Consider the following 25,372-nt stretch of genomic DNA (forward strand, 5'->3'; position numbering starts at 1 on the left):
AATGGGCAACCGTCTGTAAACTCTCCTTTTCCGAGATCGTTGAACGTCGGCTTACGCCTTTGGGATATCAAAGCCCGGGGGGGCCAATTCAAATCCTTCAAATTGGAAGCCGGGCGAGACTGTGCAACTGACCAGCGTGTAATCACCCGTGCTGCGGGCGGCTTGCCAATGGCCTTCCGGGACGATCAATTGTGGTGCGCCAGCGGAAAGGTCGTGTGTCAGCACATGTTCGGTGGCGGGGCCTTGGTCGGTTGCGCTGAGCGACAGGACAAGCGGCGCGCCGGCATGGTACAGCCAGATCTCGGTCGCATCGACACGGTGCCAGTGGCTGCTTTCGCCTTTCTGCAACAGGAAGTAGATGCAGGTGCCGGTGGGGCGACCTTCGTTTTCGGCGCGCCATGTCTCGGCATACCAACCACCTTCGGGATGGCGTTGCAGGTTCAGGCGGTCGATAATCTCTTGTGCGGTCATGTGGTTCCTCGTGTTTGGGTGCGATTATGCACGGGCCGGTGTGATCCGCTATGGTATTCATGCGTCCGAGGGATATGTTTACGGCATGACCCTGAAAATCCCCTTCGATAACTCCTATGCCCGTCTGCCGAATGCGTTCTTTGCACGGCAGTCACCGGTTCCCGTGCGCGCGCCAAGGATGATTGCGTTCAACGATGATCTGGCCAGGTTGCTGCGGATATCGCCCGGAGACGTCGAGGACATGGCCGAAGCCTTTGCGGGAAACAGTATTCCCGAAGGTGCCGAGCCCATCGCACAGCTTTATTCCGGGCATCAGTTCGGGCAATACAACCCGCAGCTGGGCGACGGGCGTGCGGTGCTGTTGGGCGAGACGGTTGGAACGGACGGGGTGCGCCGGGACATCCAGTTGAAAGGTTCGGGTCCTACGCCGTTTTCCCGCCGGGGCGATGGCCGGGCCTGGCTGGGGCCGGTGCTGCGGGAATATGTGGTGTCCGAGGCGATGCATGCCCTGGGCATTCCGACCACACGCGCCTTGGTAGCCGTGGAAACCGGCGAGACCGTCTTTCGTGAAGCTCCGATGCCCGGAGCTGTTCTGACCCGGGTTGCATCCAGTCATCTGCGGGTGGGGACCTTTCAGGTTTTTGCAGCGCGTGGGCAGATGGACAGCCTGAAGCGCCTGACGGACTATGCCATTGCGCGGCATTACCCAAAGGCAGATGGGCCGATGGGCCTGTTACGTTCGGTGCGCGATGCGCAGGCCGGTTTGATTGCACGATGGATGAGCGTGGGGTTCATCCATGGGGTGATGAATACCGATAACTGCTCGATCGCGGGTGAGACCATTGACTACGGCCCATGTGCGTTCATGGACACGTATCACCCCAACACCGTCTACAGCTCGATTGACCGGATGGGTCGTTATGCCTATTCGAACCAGCCTGATATCGCGGTGTGGAACCTCGCGCAGTTGGCAACGGCCTTGATCCAGCAGATGGACGACAAAGAGGCCGCCGTGGAAGAGGCGACCGAGATCGTCCACACGATGCCGGACCTGTTGCAACAGAACTGGTTGTCCCGGTTCCGGGCAAAGATCGGACTGGCAACCGCGGACGAGGGCGATCAGGAACTGATCACCGACCTTCTGAAGCGCATGGCCGGGGGGCAGGCGGATTTCACCAATACCTTCCGGGCGCTGGGCGGTGGCACGGCGCGGGATCAGTTCCTTGACCCGGCAGCGTTTGACGCTTGGGAAAAAGACTGGCGTGCACGGTTGGCGCACGAAGCGGCGCCACTGGAGGTGATGACCGCCGCAAACCCCGCATTCATTCCGCGCAATCACCGGATCGAACAGATGATCCAGTCGGCGGTGCAGGGTGATTACGCGCCCTTCGACCGGCTGAACGCTGTGTTGGCGCGACCGTACGAGGATCAGGGGGATGCGGAAGACCTGAGGCGTCCTCCGGCCGAAAATGAGGTGGTCCATGCAACATTCTGCGGGACGTGACGCGAGGCCTGCATCTATTTCCGCAGGATTTCCACCACCGCGGCGCTGACGATCAGGATGGCGCCCAGAAACTCACGCAGGCCAAATGGTTCTCCTGACAGGGCGGCGGCTGAAGCGATGCCAACGACAACCTCGCTCATCAGCAGCAGGCCGACCTTTGCGGGGGGAAGCTTGGTTGCTGGCCAGATGGTCATGTAGATCATGGGCAGGACATAAAAGGCGGACAGCATTGCATATCCCGCAATGCGGATCGACTCTTCGCCTGTGGTGTTCGGCAGGGTTTGGCCCCCAAGCATCAGCAGGCTGACAAGCGACAGCAACAACGCGCCAATCACAAAGGCAAAGACCTGACCCGAGATGGTCATGCTGCCAGCCTTGTACAGGCCCAGTGTACCCAATGCCCAGCATATGCCCGATGCCAGTGCCAGCCAGTCACCCAAGTTCTGCGGCCATGGCACGAACCCGGCGCCTCCGAGCACGACAAACAGCCCGCCAAGCCCGCAGATCAGACCCGCAAGGCGCATCAGGCTCAGGCGTTCTTTCAGAAATACGACGCCCAGAATCGTGCCCCAGATCGGGGTGAGATAGAACAACAGGATCGAGCGGACGACGTCGGTGTAGACAAGGCTGATTGAATACAGGCCGAATGCAGCCCCTGTGAACATTCCGCTGAGCATCAAATCGCGCCATTGCCGGGCCAGCATGCGCCTGTCGGACCAGACGAAGGGGAGCAACGCAATCAGGGCCGCGCAGTACATCGCGATCCCTGACCAGGGGCCGGTCAGGCCCTGATCAAAGAAAAACCGCACCGGAATCCAATAAAGGCCCCATAGCGCGCCGCCTGTCACCAAAACGATACTGGCCCGGGTGCTGTTGTCGGGTTGGGTCTGGCTCAGGCTCATGCGGGCCCCGCTTTGGCTGCGATGCGTTGTCGTCACCGCATCGGGATAGAGCGTTGCAGGGCCGGGGATCAAGCGGAACCTTCGCTTTGATATCAGCCAGGTTTCAATCGCCGAAATAGCAGGCAGATTGTTGGGGGCGGATGCCGTATCGGAATTGTCGCAGCAGGAAACCAAGCAGAGGGGTTGCGCCTCACGTCAGGCATGGCACTTTAGGGCAATTCATTTGGTCACGCCCTCATGCCAACTTCCTCCACGCTGCGTATCGCAAGCTACAACATTCAGAAATGCGTCGGGTTGGATTTCCGGCGCCAACCCCAACGTATTCTGCAAGTCATCGAAAACATGAAAGCGGATATCGTGGTGTTGCAGGAGGCCGACAAGCGCCTGCCGCCCCGTCCGGCCGCGCTGCCGCATTTTATGTTGGACGAGGCGGGATGGCAGATCGTAGATCTGGGCGGCGCGGGAAGTCTGGGCTGGCACGGCAACGCGGTGATCTGGCGCGGAGAGGGTATCTCGGTCCGCCGAAAAGGGCATCACGAGTTGCCGGGGCTGGAGCCGCGCGGTGCGGTGCGTGTCGAGTTCGACACCCATATCGGACCATTGCGCGTGATGGGTATGCATCTTGGACTGTTGCCAGCGTCGCGGCGACAGCAGATTTTGCACATTCGGCGGAACGACTGGGACATGGACCAGATGCCGACTGTTTGGGCCGGTGACTTCAACGAGTGGTCACGTCAGCCAGTACTGGATCACCTGGTCCCCGAAATGCGGTTTCTGCCTCCCAGACCAAGTTTTCCCGCCGCGCAGCCCCTGGGCGCGCTGGATCGGATCGCGCTGGGCAGCGGAATACAGGCCGTGGCGCACGGTGTTCACGACACACGTCCCGCGCATATCGCATCTGATCACCTGCCGGTCTGGGCCGATCTGACGCGCGCCAGATCAGAAGGTCGCAAAAGGTGAAATCCCTGTAGCGAAACCTGCGCAGACATATTAAGACAGACACCCGAGCAAGTCTGAGGGGCATCATGTCGGAAACGATTATTGGGCGTTGTGAAGCCAAAGGGCTGCGCATGACCGGTCAAAGAAGGGTCATCGCGCAGGTACTGGAACAGAGCGACGACCACCCGGATGTCGAGGAACTCTATGCGCGGGCGTCTGCTGCGGACAAAGGCATTTCCATTGCAACGGTCTATCGCACGGTCAAACTGTTCGAAGAGGCTGGTATTCTGGAACGTCTTGAGTTCGGCGACGGACGGGCCCGGTACGAGGACGCCGAGCGCGATCACCACGACCACCTGATCGACATGCAGTCAGGAGAGGTTATCGAATTCGTCGACCCCGAGATCGAAGCCCTACAGGAAAGAATCGCCGCCAAGCTTGGGTATAAGCTGAAAGGGCACCGGTTGGAGCTGTACGGCGTCCCGCTGGAAAAGGACTGACCCATCACGAAACGCGATTGATCGCCTCACGTTAATTCATCAGGCGTGACGGGAATTGTCTTGCCAGATGCCGTTGGTTGAGGTTGTTGTGCATCTACAGGCACCAGATGTGCCCTTTCCAACGGACGCGCAAATGAACAACGTAAACGGCATCCTGCTGCTTATCGGGTCGATGGCGGCCTTTGCACTTGAGGACATGTTCATCAAGCTCCTGTCCGGCTCTGTGCCGACAGGGCAGATCATGGTGTTTCTGGGCGTGTTTTGCGGGCTCGTGTTTGCCGCGATGTCAGTGGTCACCCGAAAGCGGATCTTTGACCCCGTGGCATGGAAAGCCCTGCCATTGATCCGCGCTGCGACCGAAGGCTTTGGCGCGGTGGCCTTCGTGACGGCGTTGTCGCTGATCGACCTGTCCACCGTTGCGGCCGTGTTTCAGGCCATGCCGCTGGTCGTCACCATGGGTGCGGCCCTGTTCCTTGGAGAGCAGGTCGGCTGGCGTCGCTGGAGCGCGATCGGTGTCGGCTTTGTCGGTGTTCTGATGATCATCCGTCCGGGGGTGGAGGGCTTTCGGCCGGAATCCCTGTTTGTGGTGTTGTCCGTGGTCGCCATTGCGGCGCGCGATCTGATCACCCGCAAGCTGGACCCACGCGTGCCCTCATCCGTCGTTGCGATGCAGGCCTATATTGCGGTGGCTGTGGCCGGCCTGGTTCTGATGATCATGTCCGGGGCATCCTTCGTGCCGGTTCAAGCCGGTCAAACGGGCCCTTATGCGGGGGCGATCGGATTTGGCGTGCTGGGCTATTACGGCATTGTCACTGCGATGAGGGTGGGCGAAGCCTCGGCCCTGATGCCGTTCCGGTACACGCGCCTTGTGTTCTCGATCCTTGCAGGAATGCTGATGTTCGGTGAACGCCCTGATGCGCTGACAATGGCGGGGGCGACCCTGATCATCGGCTCGGGTCTTTATACCTTTGTCCGCGAACGGCGTCTGGCGCGGGAATTGGCACCTGCCTGACCCTGTTGGCGCAAACAGCGAATTGTTAGCCCTAAATGTCCGGGAATATGCGTGTTAGCGTTAACGGAACCGGTTTACTTTTGGCCGGTTGCTGCTATGACGCGTGCAACCGACCGCAGTCACAGGGACAGGCTTAATGAGCACCATCATCGACATCCACGCACGCGAAATTCTGGACAGCCGGGGCAATCCGACAGTCGAAGTTGACGTGATTCTGGAAGACGGCACCATGGGTCGCGCTGCCGTACCCTCGGGCGCGTCCACCGGTGCCTATGAGGCGGTTGAAAAACGCGATGGCGACAAGGCGCGCTATATGGGCAAAGGCGTTCTGGAAGCCGTCGCCGCCGTGAACGGCGAGATTGCCGAAGAACTGGTGGGCTTTGACGCGACCGAGCAGGTGGCCATTGACCAGGCCATGATCGAGCTGGACGGCACCGAGAACAAAGGCCGTCTGGGTGCGAACGCTATCCTGGGTGTCTCGCTGGCCACGGCGAAGGCGGCGGCGGATTTCACCACCCAGCCGCTCTATCGCTATGTGGGCGGCACCTCGGCGCGGGTTCTACCGGTTCCGATGATGAACATTATCAATGGTGGCGAACATGCCGACAACCCGATCGACATTCAGGAATTCATGATCATGCCGACCGCCGCCGCGAACATTCGCGAAGCGGTGCGCATGGGGTCCGAGGTGTTCCATACACTGAAGAAAGAACTGTCTTCCGCGGGTCTGGCCACGGGAGTGGGCGACGAGGGCGGTTTTGCCCCCAACATTGCCAGCACACGCGAGGCGCTGGATTTCATCCTGAAATCCATCGAAAAGGCGGGCTACAAGCCGGGCGAAGAAATCCACTTGGCCTTGGATTGCGCGGCGACCGAGTATTTCAAAGACGGCAAATACGTTCTGGCGGGCGAGGGGATCACCCTGACATCCGAGGAAAACGCAGCCTATCTGGCTGCTCTGGTCAATGACTATCCGATCATCTCGATCGAAGATGGCATGTCTGAAGATGACTGGGATGGCTGGAAGGCCCTGACCGATGCCATCGGCGACAAGGTGCAACTGGTTGGTGATGACCTGTTCGTGACCAACCCGGAACGTCTGGCCGAAGGGATCGAACGTGGCTGTGCGAACTCGATGCTGGTCAAGGTGAACCAGATCGGTTCGCTGACCGAAACCCTGCGCGCCGTCGATATGGCGCACCGCGCGCGGTACACCAACGTGATGTCGCACCGTTCGGGCGAGACCGAGGACGCGACCATTGCCGATCTGGCCGTGGCGACGAATTGTGGTCAGATCAAAACCGGCTCATTGGCGCGATCGGACCGGTTGGCGAAATACAACCAGCTGATCCGCATCGAGGAGTCGCTGGGGGAAGTGGCCGAATACGCAGGCGCGTCGATCCTTCGCAAATAACGCACTTGGTGCTAGGCTGATCCCCGGGTTTAATCCGGGGGTCGCATTGTGCTGAACATCATCGAACCGGAAACGCCGGACCAGTTTGAAGCGGTTCGGCGTTTGTGTTGGGATTACAGGGATTTCCTGCTGGCACTGGATGAAAGAACCGCCCAGATTGTGCAGGCTTTCTACCCAAGCGAAAAATACGCCCGTGTAATGGACAACATTGACGCGGAACACGCACCGCCGAACGGTGGGATCAAACTGGCATTGCTGCATGGGGAACCGGTCGGCTGCGGCATGTTTCACACCTACGAGCCCGGTGTGGCTGAAATCAAACGCGTATTTGTAACCGACGCAGCAAGGGGGACCGGCGCAGGCTGTGCCATCATGCTTTCGCTGATCGAAATGTGCCGAGATCTTGGGTTCGACTATATTCGAATGGACACCGGCAAACCCCTGGAAGTGGCGACTCGGTTATACCTGTCTTTGGGCTTTCACCTGCGCGACGCCTATTACGAAACTCCTGAAATCGCACGCGATCACCTGCTTTTTTTCGAGATGCCGCTTTTTGAAGAAGACATTGGCGTGCCAGAAAAAAGATAAAATTCTCAGGGGCATGGTCGTCTTAGACGTGGAAATTTGATAATATTTAAGTGGCTTAATTATTCTTATGTGTGAACTTGTTACTTATCACGTTCACTCCAAATGCCGTAGTCTTTCTTCATTGCAGAAAGGAGACCACGATGTCTGTATCCAAATTCCTTCTGATAATCGTCACAGCGTCCATCACAGTATTGTCTGCCTGCGCGGGTCCGGGAACGTATCCGATAACCGGAGAAGAAGTTTCGTCGAATGACCCGGTACAGGACATGAACCCGGCCAATATCTTCCGCGGCGAGTCTCGTTAAAGCGACTTGCTCATCAGCATATATCTGTCGCGTGGTTTGAACCCGGTGCGCAGATAGATCTTCTGAGCGGCCTCGTTGTGCCGGTCGACTTCCAGATGAAGGGCAGTCAGCCCCGCTTCGGACAAAGCTTTGGGCAGCGCCAGTAGAACTTCGGTTGCGATGCCGCGGCCGCGAACAGCGGGCCGGATATAGATTTCGTCCACGAAACCGTCCATGCCGCCGAATTCGACGGACCAGCCGAAGGTCAGGATGATGTAGCCCAACGGCGCGCGTCCGGGGCCGATCAGATAGACACAGCCATGGGGAATACCCTCGAGCAGGGGTGTCAGAGCGTTTCGGGTCTGGTCCGGGTCTTGCGTCAATCCGGCCTCGGTATGGAAGGCGGTGACCAGTGCCATCAGACGATCCAGGTCCTCGGGGCGCGCCAGGCGCAGGGCGGCGCTCATAATCTGGCCAGCCTTTCCGTCAAAAGATTGAAGAAGCCGTCGGCGTCGATTTCCCCCATGAACAGCGCATTGGGCGCGCGGTCGGTTACGCCCCACCAATCGGCGACCGTCATGCCCATTGTCAGCTCGGACTGGGTTTCAATCTCGACATTCACATGACGGCCCGAAAACAGCTCGGGCCGGATCAGATAGGCGGTCACGCAAGGGTCGTGCAAAGGCGCACCTGCGCTGCCGTATTTTTCCTTGTCGAACCTTTCGAAGAAATCGGTCATCTCGGCGACGGCGATTCCGACTTTGTTTCCCAGCGCACGGAACGCATCATTGCGGGGTTTGGTGACCAGCGCCTTGTGCGTGACATCCAGCGACATGACCACGATTGGTCTGCCGTATTTTAAAACGATATCAGCAGCTTCTGGATCGACGTGAATGTTGAACTCAGCTGTCGGGGTGATGTTGCCGACCTCGAAATACGCTCCGCCCATCAGAACGATTTCCTGTACCCGGTCCACAATGTCCGGAGCCTTGCTGAACGCGGTCGCGATATTTGTCAGTGGCCCCAGCGGGCAAAGGGTTACTGTGCCCGGTTCTTCAGAACGCAGGGTGTCGATGATGAAATCCACCGCATGCCCTTCGGTCAGCGGCATCTGCGGATCGGGCAGGTCCGGGCCATCCAGACCTGTCTTGCCATGCACATGCTCGGCCGTGACCAGCGGGCGGTTCAACGGTCTGTCGCAGCCCGCATAAACAGGTATGTCGGTCCGGCCCGCCAGTTCGCACACGATCCGAGCGTTCTTGGCGGTCAATTCCAGGGGCACGTTGCCTGCGACCGCCGTGATGCCAAGAACCTCGATGTCCTCCGGGCTGGCCAGCGCCAGCAGGATGGCGACGGCATCGTCCTGTCCGGGATCGGTGTCGATGATGATCTTGCGAGGGGGCATGGGCGTCTCCGGTGGTCGTGAAGGTGGGACACTCGCAAGTGTCGGGTGCCTTGTCTACCCGTTTCTGGGTGCGGCCATGACTTCAACCGGCGGGAGTTTGCCGTTGGCGCGATGCTCTTCGGTTTTGACCTCGTCCCACAGCGCATCCATCTCGGCCAGATCGCTTTGCGAGGGGGTCTTTCCCCGTTCGGCCAGCCGGGTCTCGACCTGTTCAAAGCGACGGGTGAACTTGGCATTGGTGCGGCGCAACGCGGCCTCCGGTTCGATGCCAAGATGACGACCCAGATTGACCATCACGAACAGCAGATCGCCAAACTCATCCTCAAGCGCGTCCGCGTCCATCTTGTCACGCGCCTCTTCCAGTTCGGTGGCTTCTTCGGTGATCTTGGCCAGAACGTGGCTGGCGTCGGGCCAGTCGAACCCTACGTGCGCGGCCCGTTTTTGCAGCTTATGCGCCCGCAGCAGGGCTGGCAGGTTGGCGGCCACCCCGTCCAGCGCGCCTTTCTGTTCCTTGCCCGCACGTTCGGCGGCCTTGATGGCTTCCCAGTCCTTGGTCTGCTGTTCGGCGGATTTATCGCGGGATTCGTCACCGAAGACATGCGGATGCCGGGCCACCATCTTGTCGGACATGGTGCGAACCACGTCCTGAAAGGTGAAATATCCCGCTTCTTCCGCCATTTGAGCGTGGAAGACGGATTGGAACAGCAGATCGCCCAGCTCGCCCTTCAGCTCGTCCCAGGCCTCACGCTCGATGGCGTCGGCGACCTCATAGGCCTCTTCGATCGTATAGGGCGCGATGGTGGCGAAATCCTGTTCGATATCCCACGGGCAGCCGGTTTGCGGATCACGCAGGCGGCGCATGATTTCCAGCAGGCGTTCGATCCCTGCGTCACTGTCATGGATCAGAGGATTATCGGCCATTGCGAACCCTTTCATTCCGGTGTCAGATGCATCCATTCCGCAGTCCCGATCAGGAGTCCACCCCAGATGCCCGTCGTCAACCGAATTGCCGATTTCTCTGCCGATATGACCAGATGGCGCCAATATCTGCATACGATACCCGAGTTGGAATTCGAGTGCTTCGAGACTGCCGCTTTTGTGGCCGAGCGTCTGCGTGAATTCGGGGTTGATGAATTGCATGAAGGGATCGCAAAGACCGGGATGGTCGCGATCATCAACGGGCAGGGCGACGGCCCGACCATTGGCCTGCGCGCCGATATGGATGCATTGCCGATCACCGAAGAAACAGGCGTCGACTATGCATCGAAGAATCCTGGAAAGATGCATGCCTGCGGGCATGACGGGCACACCACAATGCTGCTGGGCGCGGCGCGGTATCTGGCCGAGACGCGAAATTTCCGCGGCCGTGTGGCCCTGATCTTTCAACCGGCCGAGGAAGAAGGTGGCGGTGCGGGTGTCATGGTCGAAGAAGGCATCATGGAGCGGTTCGATATCTCTGAGGTCTATGGAATACACAACGATCCGGGAAACCCGGAAGGTACGTTCCATACAACGCCGGGGCCGATCATGGCGGCGGTCGATACGTTCGATATTCATATCCAAGGCGTCGGCGGCCATGGCGCCATGCCGCATCAGACCCGCGACCCGGTCATGGCGGCCTGCGGCATTGCACAGGCGATCCAGACCATCGTCAGCCGCAACCACTATGCAGTGGAAGACCTGGTTGTTTCGGTCACTCAGATCCACGCCGGAACGGTGAACAACGTGATCCCGGACACCGCCTATCTGAACGGCACGGTTCGTACATTCGATCCTTCTGTGCAGAAAATGGTGATGGACCGGATGGAGCAGATCGTTCAGGGGCAGGCCGCGTCTTACGGTGTCGAGGCACGGCTTGAATATCAGGTGGGATACCCGGCGACGATCAACGATGCTGAAAAGGCAGCCTTTGCCGCGGCCGTCGCACGCGAAGTGTCGGGGGCTGAACGGGTGATCGACACAATGGGGCGCGACATGGGGGCCGAGGACTTTTCGTACATGCTTCAGTCGCGACCAGGGGCTTATCTGTTCCTTGGGCAGGGTGATGGTGCCGGGCTGCATCATCCGAAATACAACTTCAATGATGATATCGCGCCGGTGGGGGCATCGTTCTTCGCACGGATCGTGGAAAAGGCGCAGCCGTTGGGCTGATGGGGGAGCGAAATGGCACTGGAAGACGCAAAAAACCAGGTGGACGAGGCATTCACCAACCCGGATCTCAAAGGCCTGTCCTATGAAAACACCTTTGGCGGGGCGACCTCGTTTCTGCGGCGGCTGTATACCAAGAACCTGACCGGCGTCGACATCGCCGTGACCGGCGTGCCGTTTGATCAGGCGGTGACCAACCGCCCGGGCACCCGCCTTGGCCCGCGTGCAATCCGCGAGGCCAGCGCGCTGCAATCGCCCGATGCACCTTATGGCTGGCCCTTCGATGCGCTCAGCGAGCTGGCTATCATCGACTACGGCGATATGGCCTATGACTATGCCAACATTCCCGCCTTTCCCGACACGCTGACCGACCATATCCGCACCATTCTGACGGCGGATGTGGCCTCGGTCGCGCTGGGGGGCGACCACTATATCAGCTTTCCGATCCTCAAGGCCTATGCCGAGAAATACGGGCCGATGTCGCTGTTGCAGTTCGACGCCCATACCGACACCTGGGCCGATGACGACATGAGCCGGGTGGACCACGGCACCATGTTCTACAAGGCGGTGAAGTCGGGGATCGTGGATCCGAAACGTTCGGTTCAGGTGGGGATCCGCACCACCAACGAGGACACGCTGGGCGTCAACATCATCGACGCGCGCGAGGTCTACGAATCTGGCCCCGCCGCCGTGGCGCAGAAGATCAAGGGCATTCTGGGCGACAGCCCGGTCTACCTAAGCTTTGATATCGACGGTCTGGACCCGGCCTTTGCACCGGGTACGGGGACACCGGTCTGGGGTGGTTTGAGTTCCATTCAGGCGCAGATCATCCTGCGCGACATCGCGGGGATCAACATCAAGGGCGGCGACGTGGTCGAAGTGTCTCCGCCGTTCGATACATCCGGCGCGACGGCGATTGCGGGGGCGCATGTGGCGACGCAGATCGTCTGCCTGTTGGGGTGGAATAAACTCGCATGACTAAACGAAAAGCTCTGATCTGGGCGTGCATTGTTCTCCTTGGGTTGCCGCTCGGGCATTTTGCGCGTGATCGCCTGCATCAGCCAACTGCTCGCGAGCATTCAGCAATGACTTTGTTTGAGACATACTGCGTACCATTTGCCGACGGTCAGGTCGTTGCTCCAGAAAAACGTCTAGTGCGCCTCGAGCGGGCTGACGGGCTGGCTTGGGTTGATTCCGAAACAGTAATGATGCTTCGATATAGTGATAGAAGCTGCTCTGTTTCTGATGCCTTGCGACCGATGAACGCAAGCGAACGCCACGCACTGGACACAGGTGTCATCGGGGTGATCGAAAGAGAATTGCCTGCACTGAGGCCCGAAAACAATCACGGATTGGACACTTGGGATGCGTTTCTCGTATAGGAAAGCCATCCCCGAGGGGATGATAGGCGCTGGGGTGCGACGTACACCCGTTTTTCATCGGACGCAGATTTTGAGACGTCATTAAGTGTTTCTTATCCAATTAATGATGATGTTTCGGAAAATTTGCGCGAACTTCGAAACAGTTCGTAAAGCAAAATACTCTGGGGCTTGTCGAGAAAGAATATGACACAATTCAACCAACCCATCAGCGGTAATGATCTGGCGCGGTTTTCGGGGCCGAATACGTTTATGCGCCTGTCCCAGGCAGCCTCGCTGGCGGGGCTGGATGTGGCGGTTTTGGGGATTCCGATGGATATCGGCACCTCGTGGCGATCGGGCACCCGGTTCGGACCCAAACAGATCCGCAGCGAAAGCGCGATGATAAGGCCCTACAACATGGCTACTTCGGCGGCTCCGTTCGACAGCTTGCAAATCGCCGACATCGGGGATCTGGCGATCAACACCTTCTCGCTTGCGGACAGCCTGAGGATCATCAGGGAAAGCTATGACGCGATCCTGGCAAAGAACGTGACCCCGGTGGCGATGGGGGGTGATCATTCGATCACCCTGCCGATCCTGCGGGCCATTGCGGCAAAGTATGGGCCGGTGGCTCTGGTGCATGTGGATGCCCATGCGGATGTGAATGACGAGATGTTCGGCGAGAAAGAGACCCACGGAACCGTCTTCCGCCGCGCCTATGAAGAGGGGCTGATTGTCCCCGACAAGACCTTTCAGATCGGCATTCGCGGATCGGGCTATGCGGCTTCGGATTTCACCGAAGCCAGGGATTGGGGCTTCCGCCAGTTCCCGGCCTGGGAGTTGTGGCAGCAGAACCTGACGCAGATCGGCTCTCAGATCCGCAAGATCATCGGGGATCATCCGGTCTATGTCACCTATGACATCGACAGCCTGGACCCGGCCTTTGCACCGGGCACGGGTACACCAGAGATTGCCGGGCTGACCACGCCGCAGGCGCTGCAACTGATCCACGCGTTGCAAGGTGTGAATGTGGTGGGGTGTGATCTGGTCGAGGTTTCACCTCCGTATGACCCATCCGGCAACACGGCCCTGACGGCAGCCAACCTGATCTACGAGATGCTGTGTATCCTGCCGGGTGTGACGTCGCGGTAAACCGGCCCGGAACGGCTTGCCCCGGCGCCTGATCCGCATAGGGTTTCTGCAAGAGGGCAAAGCGGGATGAAAAAGATGGTTTTGTGGGCAGTGATCGCGCTGGTGCTTGGGCTGGTCGCTTACGTCCGGTTGGCCCCGTCAGCTCTGGCGCAATGGCATATTGCACCGGTTGCAGAGGTTGATCAGGACTTGCCGGGTGGCGTTCTGCGCGTTGTTGCAACCGGCCCGGAAGGGTTGGAGAACCTCGATCGGATCGCCCGCGCCACGCCGCGCACCTCGGTTTTGGCAGGTTCGGTCGATGAGGGCATGATCACCTATGTCACCCGCACGAAATGGATTGGTTTCCCCGACTATACCACTGTTCAGCAGGACGGCGACACGCTGCGCATCCATGGCCGTTTGCGGTTCGGTCGCAGGGATTTCGGTGCGAACAAGGCACGGGTTGATGGGTGGTTAGAGCAGATGTAACTGTTCTACCGACGCTCAGGACGCCTCATCCTGTTCAAAGTGATCAACTGGATCGCTCTGCAACCCGGACGATAAACACCCTTCCTGCACCTCGCGCCACATGGGCACGTTCAGGGACATCTGGCATTGTGCCGTGAACATGCGGCCGTCGACTTGCAGGCAGATCATCTCACCCAGTTCGATGCGGGACCCGGACGTGTCGGTGCAATAGCAATCGCGGGTCTTGCCGTCAGGGCCGACGTAATCGGCGTAAACCGGCGTGGACGTCAGCAAAAGGGCAAGCAAAAACCGTTTCATGACAGCAAGCTTAGCACGACGTGGCCCTTGACCAAAGCCCCCGGATGATAGACACCGCCGGGATGATCCCCGAAGAACGTCTTGAACAGATCACCCAGCGTTTCCAATACCTCGAAGCAGCCATGGCGGATGGCGCATCGGGCGGCGATATTGCGGCGTTGGCCAAGGAATATTCCGACCTCAAACCCGTGGTCGATCAGATCATGGCCTGGCGCCAGCTGGTGGCAGACCTGGCTGAGGCCGAGGCGATGCTGGCCGACCCGGATATGAAGGAGTTGGCCGAAGAAGAAATTCCGGACCTGCAATCGCGCATCCCCGAGGCGGAACACGCGCTGCAACTGGCGCTGCTGCCGAAGGATGCGGCGGATGCGCGTCCGGCGATGCTGGAAATTCGCCCGGGTACCGGCGGGGACGAGGCCGCTTTGTTCGCGGGCGATCTGTTGCGTATGTATCAACGCTATGCCGAGGCCCGCGGGTGGCAGTTCGAGATCATCGAAGAACAGGCTTCCGATCTGGGCGGGATCAAAGAGGTGGTGGCCCATATCAAGGGCGACAACGTCTTTGCCCGGCTGAAATACGAATCCGGCGTGCACCGTGTGCAGCGCGTGCCCGAAACCGAAAGCGGCGGGCGCATCCACACCTCGGCGGCGACGGTGGCGGTACTGCCCGAGGCCGAGGATGTCGACATCCAGGTAGACGCCAATGACATCCGTATCGACACGATGCGCAGTTCCGGCGCGGGCGGGCAGCACGTGAACACCACTGACTCGGCGGTGCGGATCACGCATATTCCGACGGGCTTGGTGGTCACAAGTTCCGAGAAGTCCCAGCATCGCAACCGCGAGATCGCCATGCAGGTGCTGAAGACGCGGCTTTATGACCTCGAGCGGCAGCGGATCGACAGCGAACGTTCCGCCGACCGGGCCAGCCAGGTAGGATCAGGGGATCGTTCGGAACGCATTCGCACCTACAATTTCCCACAGGGGCGGATGACGGATCACCGGATCAACCTGACGCTCTATAAACTGGATCAGGTGATGCAGGGGGATCTGGACGAAGTGATTGACGCTCTGACGGCGGATGATCAGGCCCGGTTGTTGGCCGAGATGGCGCAATGACGGGCCTGCAAACAGCAGCGCAGGCCATGGTGGCCGCAACCGCGCGCTTGAGGGCCGCGGGCGTGGATGACCCGGCGCGGGATGCGCGCCTGTTGTTGGCCCATGCCGCACGGATAGAGGCCAGCCGAGTGACGCTGATTGCCCCGGAAGAGTTGCAGCCCGAGATCGCTGAACGCTATGACCAGTTGGTTTCTTTGCGTGCCATTCGGGTGCCGGTGTCTCATCTGCTGGGCGAACGCGAGTTCTATGGGCGCAGGTTTCGTGTCAGCTCCGATGTTCTGGATCCACGCCCCGAGACTGAAACCCTGATCGAGGCCGCGCTGAGCGAACCCTTCGACCATGTTTTGGACCTCGGGGTCGGGTCTGGCTGTATTCTGGTCACACTGCTTGCGGAACGAACCAGCGCTTCGGGTCTTGGGGTCGACCTGAGTGAAGCCGCCTGTCTTCAGGCCAGCGCCAATGCCGTGCTCCACCAGGTGCAGGGACGAGCCGAGATTGCGCAGTCAAACTGGTTTGAAGGCATTGAAGGCCGGTTTGACCTGATTGTTTCCAACCCGCCGTATATTTCCGTAACCGAAATGGAGGACCTTTCGCCCGAAGTGCGGGAGCACGAGCCGCGCATGGCGCTGACCGATGAAGGGGACGGGCTGGGCGCGTATCGGCAGATTGCGGCCTCGGCCCCGGATTTTCTGTTGCCAGGCGGGCGATTACTTGTGGAAATTGGCCCGAAACAGGCAAATCTGGTGTCTGCCTTGTTTGATGCGGCGGGTTTGGCGGATATTCGCGTAATCCCCGATCTGGACGGGCGTGACCGGGTTGTCGGCGCAAAGATGCCGGGTTGAAACTGGTGTCTGAGGCCAAAAAACGCTGCCCCGAGTAAAAAAGCGTGTGAAAATTCGAGATTCCTCTTGTCTGCACGGTCAGGACATGTTTACTCAGGATTAGTCGGCGAGGTTGACGCTGTTGCAGCGCACCCCTGACGCCAAGCCCAAAAAAGTCGACATCCCGTCACGGCAAACGCCTCAGAGCAGTGCAAAACACGGGTTGAGCGACAGCGCATTGATAAGGCTGACGTAAAGTAAAATGAGATCTTCCAAATCCCGCTCGCGGGCCAAGAACAACCGCAATCGTCCTTCCGGCGGTAACGTCGTAAACCGGGTATTTGACAGCTCGGGCCCTGAAGGCAAGGTGCGTGGCACGCCGCAGCAAATCATTGATAAGTACAATCAGCTGGCGCGTGACGCTCAGCTGTCAAACGACCGCGTTGCGGCGGAAAACTTCCAGCAGCACGCAGAACATTATCTGCGCATGCTGAGTGAGGCGCAGCGCGAGATTGAAGCGCGCCGCGAAGAGCAGGAGCGCCAGAACCGCGAACGCCAGGCCGAGCGTGACCGTGAGCGCGCCGAGCGCCAGGAACGTGAAGCGGCCCGGCAGGCTGATCCTGCCGAAGCCCCACAGCCGGACGTAATGGATTTCGCCGCACCGGACGCTGCTCCGGAAAGCGGTCTGGTCGAGACACCGGAAAGCAAGGGGGCCGAAGCCCCGGCGCCGGAAAAGAAGGAAAAGCCTGCGCGCAAGCCGCGGGCGCGCAAGCCCAAACCGGCGCCAGTGGCTGAAGATGCGCCCAAAACGGATGGCGACGCACCGGAAGCGGCTGAATAAAGCCGGCATCAGAAACCGCAAAGCCCCGAGGTCAAGCCTCGGGGCTTTTTTTGATCAGGGTGTCTGGATTTCGCGCGCCAAGGCACAGAACGCTTCAAGCGGAACCTGCTCGGCCCGTTCAGTGGGCTGGATACCTGCGGCCTGCAAGCGATCCTCGATATCCGGGGCAACGCCTTTGAGCGAGGCCCGCAGCATTTTGCGGCGTTGATTGAAGGCGGAGGCCACCACACGCGACAGGGTCGCGGCGTCAGCAGGATAGCGCGGTTCGGGCAGGGCGGTCAGGTGGACCACCGCGCTGGAGACTTTGGGCGGAGGGGTGAAGGCGCCGGGGGGAAGGGACATGGCGATGCGCGCCTCGGCCCGCCATTGGGCAAGGATGGCGAGGCGGCCATACGCCTTGCTACCGGGCTGGGCCACGATGCGTTCGGCCACTTCGCGTTGGAACATCAGCGTCAGGCTCTGCCAGAAGGGGGGCCATTCAGGGGGTGTCAGCCAGCGCACAAGCAGTTCGGTGCCGACGTTGTATGGAAGGTTGGCTGCGATGCGGATTGGCGGGGTCAGATGTTCCAGCGGGTTGATCTCGAGCGCGTCACCATTGATGACCTCCAGCCTTCCGGGATAGGCGGCGGCGATGTCGTTCAGGGCGGCAATGCAGCGGGTATCTTTTTCCACCGCAACGACCTTGCGTGCACCTTCGGACAGGAGCCCTCGGGTGAGGCCGCCAGGACCGGGGCCGATTTCCAGTACGTCGCAGTCTGCAAGATCGCCAGCCTGACGGGCGATTTTGGCGGTCAGGTTGAGGTCCAGCAGGAAGTTCTGACCCAGGGATTTGCGCGCCGAGAGTTGATGTGTGGCGATGACCTCGCGCAGAGGGGGGAGATTGTCGATTGCACTCATGATCCGATTACCGTGACGCAGGCCGCAGGGGCAGCGCCAGAAGTTTTTTGCCTCTGGCGGGGATATTTTCAGCCAGATGAAGGATCAAGAGCCTTGCGCCATGCGTTGGGCAAGCTTCAGAGCTTCGATCAGGCTGGTTGGATTGGCGATGCCTTTCCCGGCGATATCCAGTGCAGTGCCGTGATCTGGCGACGTGCGGATGAAGGGCAGGCCAAGGGTGACGTTCACACCCCGGTCGAAATCCAGTGTCTTGATCGGGATCAGGGCCTGATCATGATACATTGCGATCGCCGCGTCATAGCGGGCGCGGGCAGCGGCATGGAACAGTGTATCCGCAGGGTGCGGGCCCGTCAGGGTCGCATCTTCCGGGTTCAGATCGGCCAGCATTGGGGCGATCCAGTCAAGCTCCTCGCGGCCCATTTTGCCGCCTTCGCCGGCATGGGGGTTCAGGCCGGTTATGGCGATGCGGGGGTGTTGTATGCCGAACTGGTCGCGCAGACCGCGCGTGGTGATTTCGATTGTCTCGCGCAGCAGGTCCGGCGTCAGCGCGGCGGGAACCTGCGCCAGGGGAATGTGGATTGTTGCCGGGACAACCCGCAACTGGTCGCTGGCCAGCATCATGACAACCCGGCGGGTGCCCGACAGCGCGGCCAGAAACTCGGTATGGCCGGGATAGGTAAACCCGGCCCCGTCGATCAGGGCCTTCTTGTGAATGGGCGCGGTGCACAGAGCGGCCGCTGCCCCCTCTTTCACAAAGTCGACGCCGGTTTCGATGGCATCGATCACCGATGGGGCATTGGCCGGGTCTGGCTGACCGGGCATGTTCGCAGCAGGAAAGTTCAGTTGCAGCACGGGCAAGGCCTGATCACAGACTGCAACGGCATCCGAAGGGGTTTGGATTTTCGCAACGGGGGTGCCAGCAGGCAGGTGGCTGGCATCGCCGATAAAAAAAAACGGGCAGGTTTGGCGCAGCTCTGCCCATGCTTTGGCCGCGATTTCAGGGCCGATCCCGGCCGGTTCACCGCAGCTGAGCGCGATCGGGCGTGTCATTCCTGAACAATGGTGGCGTCAGCCCGCAGCTGCTCTACCAGGCTGGACGCAAAGGCCTGTAGCCGCTGTTGCGCCAGTGCATTCGCGACATCCGCCCGCGAGGTGTTTTCGCCCAGGTTGCGGGTGCGGTTGCACAGCATCAGGAACACCAGCGTCTGCCCGTTGTTGCGGGTCAGGTTTGTTGACACTTCGAAGCGATCCAGCTTGGCCAGTTCCACGGCGAAATCGCGTGGTACTTCTGATGGGCTGGCTTCGATACGGTCCAGGACTTCGACGGGTTGATCCTTGGCGATTCCGTACAAGTCGTCGCAGGTGTCGATCTCCTCCCGCAGGGCGGCAGCCTGTGCCAGAGCCTCGGCGCTGCGGCCGCCCGGCAGGTAATAGGCCGCATAGTCAAGTTTGGAGATAGCCGGCGCAGCGGTCGCCACCTCGCGCAATCCGCGCAATTGAAACAGGGCGACGGCGTTTGGCAGGCTGATGGGATCGGTGATCTCACCGTTCTGGAGCCCAAGAATAACCGGTTGCAAGGCAGGAGGCAGGTTGGAGATATTCAGCCAGTCCAGACGTCCGCCTTCGTTGCGGGTGGCCGCTCCGGAATATTGCGCCGCTGCGGCTGAAAACGCTTCGATAGTTTCAAGTCGCGAAATCTCTTCCGCCAGCAATTCGGTCTGTGCAACGGTTTGCGGGTTCACCGGGATGATGATCTCGGACAGCAGGACCTGAAGGCCGCCGCCACCGGTTTGTCCCAGCGCGCGATCAATCTCGTCTTCGGTCGGACGGGCCTGCGACAGGTAGCGCGAGCTGATATAGTCGCGCCAGGCCAGCTGATCTGCAACATAATCACGGACAGTTTCCGGGTCGACGCCTGCCTCACCCAAAAGTTGCAGGAACTGTTCGGTGGACAATTGCCCGCGCGAGGCGAACTCGTCGATCCCCAGTTGTACGGCTTCCGGGGCAGCTTGCACGCCCGCTTCACGCATGGCCTGCTTGCGCAATTTTTCTTCGATCAGGGCTTCCCTGACGTCAGCCTCATTGCCGCCGGGCAAACCCAAAACATTCAGGAATTGCAGGCGTTGTTCCAGCTCGTACCAGGTGACGATGTCCTGATTCACGCGGATCGCTGGCGAGAACAGGCTTTGGGCGCTGACCTGCGGCGCCGATAAAGCGAGGAAAACGGCGGCCAGTGCCGGCGTGACCGGTTTGTGCCAACCGGAACGGAGAAACCTGGAGAAACCTGATATCAACTGCATTTTCTCTTGTATGTGTTACCACCGCCTTCAAGGGCGTATCCTGTCAGCGATAGGGTAAAGCCGAATTCTGTCGAAGGCTCAATAGTGGATGTTGAAGTAAAGCGTCTGCTTACGGACATGTTAACCTGAACACATTCATTCTGGTATGTTACACCAAGCCCAAGCCGGATTGGCTCTGACTGGTTCAGATCATAGCGTGCCTCGGCATTCGTAAGCCAGTTCTGGTCGACCTGATAGCGGCCCAGAAGCCAGATTTCCGAAATTTCTTCCGCAATGTTTTCCGCCGGATCCGGTTCCTGCCAGATATAGCTTCCGGACAGGCCGGCAAATTCAGAAGCCCAGGCCCCGCGCAATTCAGCTTTGACGAAACTGAAATCGCTGTCGATCAGACCGCGCCCGCCAAGCGACCAACCGTTGGCCGTGGTGACTTGTCCCGCCACCAGCAAGTCGGACGTGGTGCCCTGCAACCCGGATGTCAGGGTGAAATTCGGGTCGGCATCCGCCCGAAACACCTGACCCACCGTTACGAGCGCCTGCTGTCCGTCTGCACCATAGCGCGCCCAGTTCAGGCCGATGACCCCGGTGGCACCGTCTTCGCGCTGATCTTCGGCAGGGAAACGGGACAGGGCCAGCAGGTTTCCCTGATCGAATTCCTGAAACGTGCTTTCATCATCTGGCGCATCAGTGTCCGAGACATGGGTCCATCCCAACTGCGCGATCGGTTCCAGAAGCTGAACCGCGCCGGTTTTTTCGCGACGGGTCATCGGATAGCGAAGCGTTAACGCCGCGCGCGGGGTCGAGCGGGTCACATTGCTGGGAAAATTGCTGTCATGGCGTATATTGAACGTATCCACCGATGCGCCCAGCGTCGCGTCCGCGCGCAGCCCCGATGCAAATGTCCAGCTTCGCAACCATTCGGCATCAACAGTTGCCCTTGCTATGTCACGGCCAACGATATCGGCGTCGCTGGTGCGTTCATGTGCGTGGCCGATAAAAGCCAGCCGAACCTCGCCGCCAAGCGCGCCCGGAAAGAATCGCTTTTCATAGTTCAGGTCGAAGACGCGGGATGGGATTTCGTCCTGATTTTCACTTTCACGCAGAGTTTTGTAATGGATCAGGCTTGTTTTGAATGCGGTGTCTCGTTTGATCCGTTCCAGCGCTATCTCGCTGCGCAAACGGTCCAGATCCGGCAGCCCGTAGTCAACCAGATAGGCGTCGTCCGAGGTGGTTTGCAGATCGAATGTCAGCCGGAAATCATTCTTCAGGTTGAACCAACCGCCGGCGAACAGATAACCGCGATCCTGATCGGGCTGGACGTCATCTCGGGTATAGGCCCCTTCAAGCTGAATGCGCCCATTCACGAACGCCTGGCGATACCGATATCCCAGCGTCGTGGTCTTGGCCGACAGATACGGCGTCAAGGTCAGATCCTTGTGGTCCCCCAGCTTGAAGAAATAGGGAACCTGTACCCCCGTTCCCAGTTGCGAGGTGCTGCGGATCGATGGCACCAGAAAGCCGGTTGCGCGCTCTAATGTCGGATCTGGCAAGCGCAGATAGGGGAAATAGAATACCGGATAATCAAGCACCCGAAGCTGCGCGCCCTCAAAGTACATTTGCCGTTCCAACTGGTCATGGGTGACCTTGCGGGCGCGGATCTGCCAAAGGGGTGGCTTACCGTTGGTGCAGACATGGCAGGAAGTGGCCGAGACCTTGCTGAATTGCGTATAGCGACCTGCGGCCCGTTTCGCCTGAACCGAGGCAATCTGGATCTGCTGATCGAAAACCATCCGGGCACCGATCAACAGACCGTTCTGGATGCCGCTGTCCAGCTGTCCGGAATCGGCCAGAAGGGTCGACTGCCCCCCCTGATCAATGCGAATGGGCCCCTCCAGAGTCAGCTCACCCGTTTCCCGGTCATAGGTGACACGTTGGGCCGACAGCTTGGTATCGCCCTGAAAGGCTTCGACATTGCCTTCGGCCACCAGTTTTCTGTCGGGTGTGATAAAGACCTTGTCGGCAACCAGAAGGGCGGGTTCGGCCTGTGACTGCGCAGCTTGCGGGTCAGGCTCAGCCGAGGTGGTTTGCGCCGCCAGAACCGTCGGTGCCGACAAAGCGATTGCGCTGGTCAGCAGCAGGGAAATCATGTTCCGCATCAGCCGTCCTCCGCGTGAAGAAGCAGACCCAGGGACAGCAGGATGGCGGCGAAGGGCGGCGCCCAGGCCGCGATATAGATGGGCAATTGTCCGTTTTCCCCGAGGATTTGCGCAAAATTGCGGACGAAATAGATGGCAAAGCCAAGCAGTACGGCCGTCAGAACGGCAATTCCGGTACCGCCGAACCGAACGTGACGCATGGTGAACGCAGCCCCGATCAGCACCATCGAGACCAGAAAGAACGGCCTGGCCAGTTGCACCTGCAACCAGACTTCATATTGCTTGGTCGAAAACCCGGCTTCACGCAGATCCTTGATCAGTTGCGGCAGGTCAAAAACCGACACTGAATCCTGTTGCCCCAGCGTGTCCAGAATCCGCTGCCGCGTCAGCGAGGTTGGCAACTCCAGCCGTTCATGTTCCACCGAGCTGGTTTCGGGGTTCTGCCCATTCTGCAAATTCCAGATCTTGGCCCGGGACAAGACCCAGTTTTCGTCTTCCAGCACGGCCCTGTCGGCGACGATCTGCTGGGTGGGTTTGCCGTCGCGCGCGAAGGTGATGATGGTCACGCCGTCCAGGCCAAGAGCATCCCCGTTCGAGGTGCCCCGGGCGTGGATGACGGCCTGACCGTTTTCCGCCGACTGACGCAGCCAAAGGCCTTCGCTGCTGATCGAAAGCGCTGAACTGCCGTTGTTGCGATAGGAATCAGACAGGCGTTGGAATTCCTGGGATGTGGCCGCCACGATGGGGTTCAGCAATGCCACTGCAAGCGCACCGATGATCAGGGCCAGAGCCGCTGGCGCGACCAGTGCGCGGATACCCGAGCGACCCGTGGCGCGGGTCACCACGAGTTCAGAGGTCCGTGCCAGCCCGACGAACAAGGCAATGGTGGACAGAATGACCAGCAGGGGCAGCATTTCACTGATGGCGGCCGGTGTGTTCAGAAGCGTCAGGTGCAACAATTGGCCGAAGGACAGGTCGACTTGGTCAAATCGGCGGATCTGTTCGATCAGATCGATGAGAATCATCAAGGTCAGAAAAATACCGCCGATGACCAGAAAGCTTTGTAGAAAGCGGCGGGCGAAATAGCGGTCGAGGATCACAAGACTGCCCCCGCCAAGCCTTTTGCGCCGGAAAACGGGCCGAAATCGCGCATGCATGTCTTCCTGCGCGACGGCGTATGCCTGCCCTCTCGTGTCACGTCTTTCTCCCCCGAGCCTGCCGGTTATTTTTGCGGGACCTTACTGCAATTGAAACGCGGGGAAAACTGCTATCTGGTCAAGTCGGGCGGCGCGGGCTAGGTCTTGGGGAACAGAATTCGAGGAGTTTGCAATGAGCAGTCTGATACCGGTCCGCTTTCAGGAGTTTGACTTGGATGCGATGGCGCAGGCCGAAGGGCGGGTGGCCATCATCATTTCGTCGGACGGAAAAATGAACCCTGCGGCGCGCCGGGCCAATCGCCTGACGAAAGGCGCTGTGGCGCGGCTTGTCGAAAGTGAGAAATTCGGAAAGTCCAAGACCGGCGATGTTATCTCGATGGCCTGGCCGGCTGGGATGGCGGCCGAAGCGCTGGACGTCGTGGTGCTGCCGCGCCGCCCGGAAGCCGATGAGGCCCGCAAGGCTGGTGCCGCGTTGGTCAAATCAGCGGGTGGCAAGGACATGCTGGTGATGGTCGGCAATCAGGCGCAGACCGAAAACCTGGCCCTTGGCATGGTGCTGCGCAGTTATGATTTCAACGCGCACAAAACCAAGGACAGCGAAGGCAGCGGTTCGATTACGATAGGACATTCGAAACCCAAGGAAGCCGAAGCAGAGTTTGCACCGCTATACGCGATTGCCGACGGTGTGCGGATGACGCGTGATCTGACCAACGAACCTGCAAATGTTCTGACGACCACGGAATTTGCCGATCGTCTTGTCGAGATGCAGGAGCTGGGCCTGGAAGTCGAAGTTCTGGAAGAGGACAAGCTGGCTGAACTGGGCATGCGCACTTTGTTGAGCGTCGGGCAGGGCTCTGCCAGCCCGTCCAAAGTCGTCGTGATGCATTGGAATGGTGGCGACAAGGACGATGCGCCTTTGGCTCTGGTGGGCAAGGGCGTGGTTTTTGACACTGGTGGCATTTCGCTGAAACCGGCCGGTGGCATGGAAGACATGACCATGGACATGGGCGGCGCGGGCGTTGTCGCGGGCACGATGCGTGCGCTGGCCAAGCGCAAGGCCAAGGCCAATGTGGTGGGCCTTGTCGGGCTGGTCGAGAACATGCCTTCGGGCAATGCCACCCGTCCGGGCGATGTGGTCAAGTCGATGAAAGGCGACACGGTCGAGATCATCAACACCGATGCCGAAGGCCGTTTGGTTCTGTGCGACTTGATGTGGTACGCGCAGGAGCGGTTCAATCCGGTGGGCATGATCGATCTGGCCACCCTGACCGGAGCGATCATCATCGGGCTGGGTCATGAGAATGCAGGTGTGTTTTCCAACAATGACACATTCTGTGACGCCTTCTTGAAATCGGCCCGGGCCGAGGATGAAGGCGCGTGGCGGATGCCGTTGGGCGATGCCTATGACAAGCTGCTCAAATCGCGCATCGCCGACATGAAAAACGTCGGTGGCCGTCCGGCGGGCTCGATCACGGCGGCGCAGTTTCTGCAACGTTTCGTGAAAGAGGATACACCCTGGATCCATCTGGATATCGCGGGTGTGGCCTCGGTGGCGTCCGAGACATCCTATGCGCCCAAAGGTGCTACGGGCTGGGGTGTGCGCGCGCTGAGCCGGTTCGTGCGGGACAATTTCGAGTAAG

The 25,372-nt window shown here is 59.7% G+C and carries 27 protein-coding genes; 16 read left to right on the forward strand and 11 right to left on the reverse strand.

All coding sequences use genetic code 11. The features are described 5' to 3' along the window. Positions 1-51 precede the first annotated feature (51 nt). A complete protein-coding gene (locus I9184_RS03765; RefSeq protein ID WP_209832868.1) occupies positions 52-471 on the reverse strand; it encodes a cupin domain-containing protein in 420 nt (139 codons plus the stop codon). An 85-nt stretch (positions 472-556) separates the two neighbouring features. Between I9184_RS03765 and I9184_RS03770 the strand changes: the two genes are divergently transcribed. After that, positions 557-1,975, forward strand: coding sequence for a protein adenylyltransferase SelO (locus I9184_RS03770; RefSeq protein ID WP_209833701.1), 1,419 nt, complete (start codon positions 557-559; stop codon positions 1,973-1,975). A 14-nt stretch (positions 1,976-1,989) separates the two neighbouring features. On the opposite strand, the gene I9184_RS03775 is transcribed toward I9184_RS03770, so the two are convergent. Continuing rightward, entirely contained in the window at positions 1,990-2,949 is a 960-nt protein-coding gene (locus I9184_RS03775) for a DMT family transporter (protein ID WP_209832870.1), read from the reverse strand. Positions 2,950-3,114: 165 nt separating this feature from the next. On the opposite strand from I9184_RS03775, the gene I9184_RS03780 reads away from it, so the two are divergent. From I9184_RS03780 to I9184_RS03805, 6 genes are all read left to right on the forward strand, one after another. Beyond that, positions 3,115-3,837, forward strand: a complete 723-nt coding sequence (locus tag I9184_RS03780; protein WP_152458217.1) for an endonuclease/exonuclease/phosphatase family protein — start codon at positions 3,115-3,117, stop codon at positions 3,835-3,837. A 65-nt stretch (positions 3,838-3,902) separates the two neighbouring features. Next, positions 3,903-4,316 (forward strand): Fur family transcriptional regulator, encoded by a 414-nt coding sequence (locus I9184_RS03785; RefSeq protein WP_171631929.1) that lies wholly within the window; start codon positions 3,903-3,905, stop codon positions 4,314-4,316. A 133-nt stretch (positions 4,317-4,449) separates the two neighbouring features. Continuing rightward, entirely contained in the window at positions 4,450-5,328 is an 879-nt protein-coding gene (locus tag I9184_RS03790) for a DMT family transporter (RefSeq protein WP_209832872.1), read from the forward strand. Positions 5,329-5,464: 136 nt separating this feature from the next. Then, positions 5,465-6,742 carry a phosphopyruvate hydratase gene (gene eno / locus I9184_RS03795; protein WP_171723125.1) on the forward strand — a complete coding sequence of 426 codons (1,278 nt, stop codon included), beginning with the start codon at positions 5,465-5,467 and terminating at the stop codon, positions 6,740-6,742. Between the two features lie 48 nt (positions 6,743-6,790). After that, positions 6,791-7,330 (forward strand): GNAT family N-acetyltransferase, encoded by a 540-nt coding sequence (locus tag I9184_RS03800; protein WP_171631937.1) that lies wholly within the window; start codon positions 6,791-6,793, stop codon positions 7,328-7,330. 140 nt (positions 7,331-7,470) lie between these two features. Next, positions 7,471-7,635 carry a hypothetical protein gene (locus I9184_RS03805; RefSeq protein ID WP_171631940.1) on the forward strand — a complete coding sequence of 55 codons (165 nt, stop codon included), beginning with the start codon at positions 7,471-7,473 and terminating at the stop codon, positions 7,633-7,635. On the opposite strand, the gene I9184_RS03810 is transcribed toward I9184_RS03805, so the two are convergent. The 3 genes from I9184_RS03810 to mazG are packed head-to-tail and all read right to left on the reverse strand — an operon-like array spanning position 7,632 to position 9,940. Next, entirely contained in the window at positions 7,632-8,081 is a 450-nt protein-coding gene (locus I9184_RS03810; RefSeq protein ID WP_171631942.1) for an N-acetyltransferase, read from the reverse strand. The two genes, I9184_RS03805 and I9184_RS03810, sit on opposite strands and share 4 nt — an antisense overlap. After that, positions 8,078-9,019: a nucleoside hydrolase gene (locus I9184_RS03815; protein ID WP_209832873.1), complete on the reverse strand. Its 942-nt coding sequence runs from the start codon at positions 9,017-9,019 to the stop codon at positions 8,078-8,080. The genes I9184_RS03810 and I9184_RS03815 overlap by 4 nt, the downstream gene beginning before the upstream one ends. Positions 9,020-9,073: 54 nt before the next feature. Continuing rightward, positions 9,074-9,940, reverse strand: coding sequence for a nucleoside triphosphate pyrophosphohydrolase (gene mazG, locus I9184_RS03820; protein ID WP_209833703.1), 867 nt, complete (start codon positions 9,938-9,940; stop codon positions 9,074-9,076). 66 nt (positions 9,941-10,006) lie between these two features. Between mazG and I9184_RS03825 the strand changes: the two genes are divergently transcribed. From I9184_RS03825 to I9184_RS03845, 5 genes are all read left to right on the forward strand, one after another. Continuing rightward, positions 10,007-11,170 carry a M20 aminoacylase family protein gene (locus tag I9184_RS03825; RefSeq protein ID WP_171631950.1) on the forward strand — a complete coding sequence of 388 codons (1,164 nt, stop codon included), beginning with the start codon at positions 10,007-10,009 and terminating at the stop codon, positions 11,168-11,170. 12 nt (positions 11,171-11,182) lie between these two features. Beyond that, positions 11,183-12,145: an agmatinase gene (gene speB / locus I9184_RS03830; protein ID WP_171723130.1), complete on the forward strand. Its 963-nt coding sequence runs from the start codon at positions 11,183-11,185 to the stop codon at positions 12,143-12,145. Then, complete coding sequence (locus I9184_RS03835) at positions 12,142-12,549, forward strand: hypothetical protein (protein WP_209832875.1); 408 nt, start codon at positions 12,142-12,144, stop codon at positions 12,547-12,549. The genes speB (I9184_RS03830) and I9184_RS03835 overlap by 4 nt, the downstream gene beginning before the upstream one ends. A gap of 183 nt (positions 12,550-12,732) precedes the next feature. Beyond that, a complete protein-coding gene (gene speB, locus I9184_RS03840; RefSeq protein WP_171631958.1) occupies positions 12,733-13,680 on the forward strand; it encodes an agmatinase in 948 nt (315 codons plus the stop codon). A gap of 66 nt (positions 13,681-13,746) precedes the next feature. Continuing rightward, positions 13,747-14,148: a DUF1499 domain-containing protein gene (locus tag I9184_RS03845; RefSeq protein ID WP_209832877.1), complete on the forward strand. Its 402-nt coding sequence runs from the start codon at positions 13,747-13,749 to the stop codon at positions 14,146-14,148. Between the two features lie 15 nt (positions 14,149-14,163). Here the strand turns inward: I9184_RS03845 and I9184_RS03850 are convergent, their stop codons facing one another. After that, positions 14,164-14,445, reverse strand: a complete 282-nt coding sequence (locus I9184_RS03850; RefSeq protein WP_209832879.1) for a hypothetical protein — start codon at positions 14,443-14,445, stop codon at positions 14,164-14,166. Positions 14,446-14,507: 62 nt separating this feature from the next. On the opposite strand from I9184_RS03850, the gene prfA reads away from it, so the two are divergent. From prfA to I9184_RS03865, 3 genes are all read left to right on the forward strand, one after another. Beyond that, positions 14,508-15,563, forward strand: a complete 1,056-nt coding sequence (gene prfA / locus I9184_RS03855) for a peptide chain release factor 1 (protein WP_171633802.1) — start codon at positions 14,508-14,510, stop codon at positions 15,561-15,563. Continuing rightward, on the forward strand, positions 15,560-16,405 hold the full coding sequence (gene prmC, locus I9184_RS03860; protein WP_209832881.1) for a peptide chain release factor N(5)-glutamine methyltransferase: 846 nt from the start codon (positions 15,560-15,562) through the stop codon (positions 16,403-16,405). The genes prfA and prmC overlap by 4 nt, the downstream gene beginning before the upstream one ends. Positions 16,406-16,646: 241 nt before the next feature. Next, a complete protein-coding gene (locus I9184_RS03865; RefSeq protein WP_171631977.1) occupies positions 16,647-17,225 on the forward strand; it encodes a DUF4167 domain-containing protein in 579 nt (192 codons plus the stop codon). A 54-nt stretch (positions 17,226-17,279) separates the two neighbouring features. On the opposite strand, the gene rsmA is transcribed toward I9184_RS03865, so the two are convergent. From rsmA to lptG, 5 genes are all read right to left on the reverse strand, one after another. Beyond that, complete coding sequence (gene rsmA, locus I9184_RS03870) at positions 17,280-18,122, reverse strand: 16S rRNA (adenine(1518)-N(6)/adenine(1519)-N(6))-dimethyltransferase RsmA (protein ID WP_209832883.1); 843 nt, start codon at positions 18,120-18,122, stop codon at positions 17,280-17,282. A gap of 84 nt (positions 18,123-18,206) precedes the next feature. Then, positions 18,207-19,172, reverse strand: coding sequence for a 4-hydroxythreonine-4-phosphate dehydrogenase PdxA (gene pdxA, locus I9184_RS03875; RefSeq protein WP_171631983.1), 966 nt, complete (start codon positions 19,170-19,172; stop codon positions 18,207-18,209). After that, the gene (locus I9184_RS03880; RefSeq protein ID WP_171631986.1) at positions 19,169-20,422 is read right to left on the reverse strand and encodes a peptidylprolyl isomerase; all 1,254 of its coding nucleotides are present in this window, start codon (positions 20,420-20,422) and stop codon (positions 19,169-19,171) included. Before I9184_RS03880 ends, pdxA begins: the two co-directional genes overlap by 4 nt. Next, complete coding sequence (gene lptD, locus I9184_RS03885; RefSeq protein ID WP_209832884.1) at positions 20,413-22,575, reverse strand: LPS assembly protein LptD; 2,163 nt, start codon at positions 22,573-22,575, stop codon at positions 20,413-20,415. The genes I9184_RS03880 and lptD overlap by 10 nt, the downstream gene beginning before the upstream one ends. Then, a complete protein-coding gene (gene lptG / locus I9184_RS03890; protein WP_209833705.1) occupies positions 22,575-23,675 on the reverse strand; it encodes an LPS export ABC transporter permease LptG in 1,101 nt (366 codons plus the stop codon). Before lptG ends, lptD begins: the two co-directional genes overlap by 1 nt. Before the next feature lie 229 nt (positions 23,676-23,904). On the opposite strand from lptG, the gene I9184_RS03895 reads away from it, so the two are divergent. Next, on the forward strand, positions 23,905-25,371 hold the full coding sequence (locus tag I9184_RS03895) for a leucyl aminopeptidase (RefSeq protein ID WP_209832886.1): 1,467 nt from the start codon (positions 23,905-23,907) through the stop codon (positions 25,369-25,371). Position 25,372: the final 1 nt, after the last annotated feature.

The organism is Ruegeria sp. HKCCE3926, from assembly GCF_017872515.1.
In the GTDB taxonomy this organism is placed as follows: domain Bacteria; phylum Pseudomonadota; class Alphaproteobacteria; order Rhodobacterales; family Rhodobacteraceae; genus Ruegeria.

Excerpts from the sequence above, each read along its gene's own strand:
- I9184_RS03825 (WP_171631950.1), top strand. The coding sequence starts at position 10,007 with ATGCCCGTCGTCAACCGAATTGCCGATTTCTCTGCCGATATGACCAGA.
- I9184_RS03815 (WP_209832873.1), bottom strand. The coding sequence starts at position 9,019 with ATGCCCCCTCGCAAGATCATCATCGACACCGATCCCGGACAGGACGAT.
- lptD (WP_209832884.1), bottom strand. The coding sequence starts at position 22,575 with ATGCGGAACATGATTTCCCTGCTGCTGACCAGCGCAATCGCTTTGTCG.
- speB (WP_171723130.1), top strand. The coding sequence starts at position 11,183 with ATGGCACTGGAAGACGCAAAAAACCAGGTGGACGAGGCATTCACCAAC.
- I9184_RS03865 (WP_171631977.1), top strand. The coding sequence starts at position 16,647 with ATGAGATCTTCCAAATCCCGCTCGCGGGCCAAGAACAACCGCAATCGT.
- I9184_RS03835 (WP_209832875.1), top strand. The coding sequence starts at position 12,142 with ATGACTAAACGAAAAGCTCTGATCTGGGCGTGCATTGTTCTCCTTGGG.
- I9184_RS03790 (WP_209832872.1), top strand. The coding sequence starts at position 4,450 with ATGAACAACGTAAACGGCATCCTGCTGCTTATCGGGTCGATGGCGGCC.
- I9184_RS03810 (WP_171631942.1), bottom strand. The coding sequence starts at position 8,081 with ATGAGCGCCGCCCTGCGCCTGGCGCGCCCCGAGGACCTGGATCGTCTG.
- pdxA (WP_171631983.1), bottom strand. The coding sequence starts at position 19,172 with ATGACACGCCCGATCGCGCTCAGCTGCGGTGAACCGGCCGGGATCGGC.
- I9184_RS03770 (WP_209833701.1), top strand. The coding sequence starts at position 557 with ATGACCCTGAAAATCCCCTTCGATAACTCCTATGCCCGTCTGCCGAAT.
- rsmA (WP_209832883.1), bottom strand. The coding sequence starts at position 18,122 with ATGAGTGCAATCGACAATCTCCCCCCTCTGCGCGAGGTCATCGCCACA.
- eno (WP_171723125.1), top strand. The coding sequence starts at position 5,465 with ATGAGCACCATCATCGACATCCACGCACGCGAAATTCTGGACAGCCGG.
- I9184_RS03765 (WP_209832868.1), bottom strand. The coding sequence starts at position 471 with ATGACCGCACAAGAGATTATCGACCGCCTGAACCTGCAACGCCATCCC.
- I9184_RS03785 (WP_171631929.1), top strand. The coding sequence starts at position 3,903 with ATGTCGGAAACGATTATTGGGCGTTGTGAAGCCAAAGGGCTGCGCATG.
- I9184_RS03805 (WP_171631940.1), top strand. The coding sequence starts at position 7,471 with ATGTCTGTATCCAAATTCCTTCTGATAATCGTCACAGCGTCCATCACA.
- I9184_RS03780 (WP_152458217.1), top strand. The coding sequence starts at position 3,115 with ATGCCAACTTCCTCCACGCTGCGTATCGCAAGCTACAACATTCAGAAA.
- I9184_RS03850 (WP_209832879.1), bottom strand. The coding sequence starts at position 14,445 with ATGAAACGGTTTTTGCTTGCCCTTTTGCTGACGTCCACGCCGGTTTAC.
- prfA (WP_171633802.1), top strand. The coding sequence starts at position 14,508 with ATGATCCCCGAAGAACGTCTTGAACAGATCACCCAGCGTTTCCAATAC.
- I9184_RS03880 (WP_171631986.1), bottom strand. The coding sequence starts at position 20,422 with ATGCAGTTGATATCAGGTTTCTCCAGGTTTCTCCGTTCCGGTTGGCAC.
- prmC (WP_209832881.1), top strand. The coding sequence starts at position 15,560 with ATGACGGGCCTGCAAACAGCAGCGCAGGCCATGGTGGCCGCAACCGCG.
- speB (WP_171631958.1), top strand. The coding sequence starts at position 12,733 with ATGACACAATTCAACCAACCCATCAGCGGTAATGATCTGGCGCGGTTT.
- mazG (WP_209833703.1), bottom strand. The coding sequence starts at position 9,940 with ATGGCCGATAATCCTCTGATCCATGACAGTGACGCAGGGATCGAACGC.
- I9184_RS03895 (WP_209832886.1), top strand. The coding sequence starts at position 23,905 with ATGAGCAGTCTGATACCGGTCCGCTTTCAGGAGTTTGACTTGGATGCG.
- I9184_RS03845 (WP_209832877.1), top strand. The coding sequence starts at position 13,747 with ATGAAAAAGATGGTTTTGTGGGCAGTGATCGCGCTGGTGCTTGGGCTG.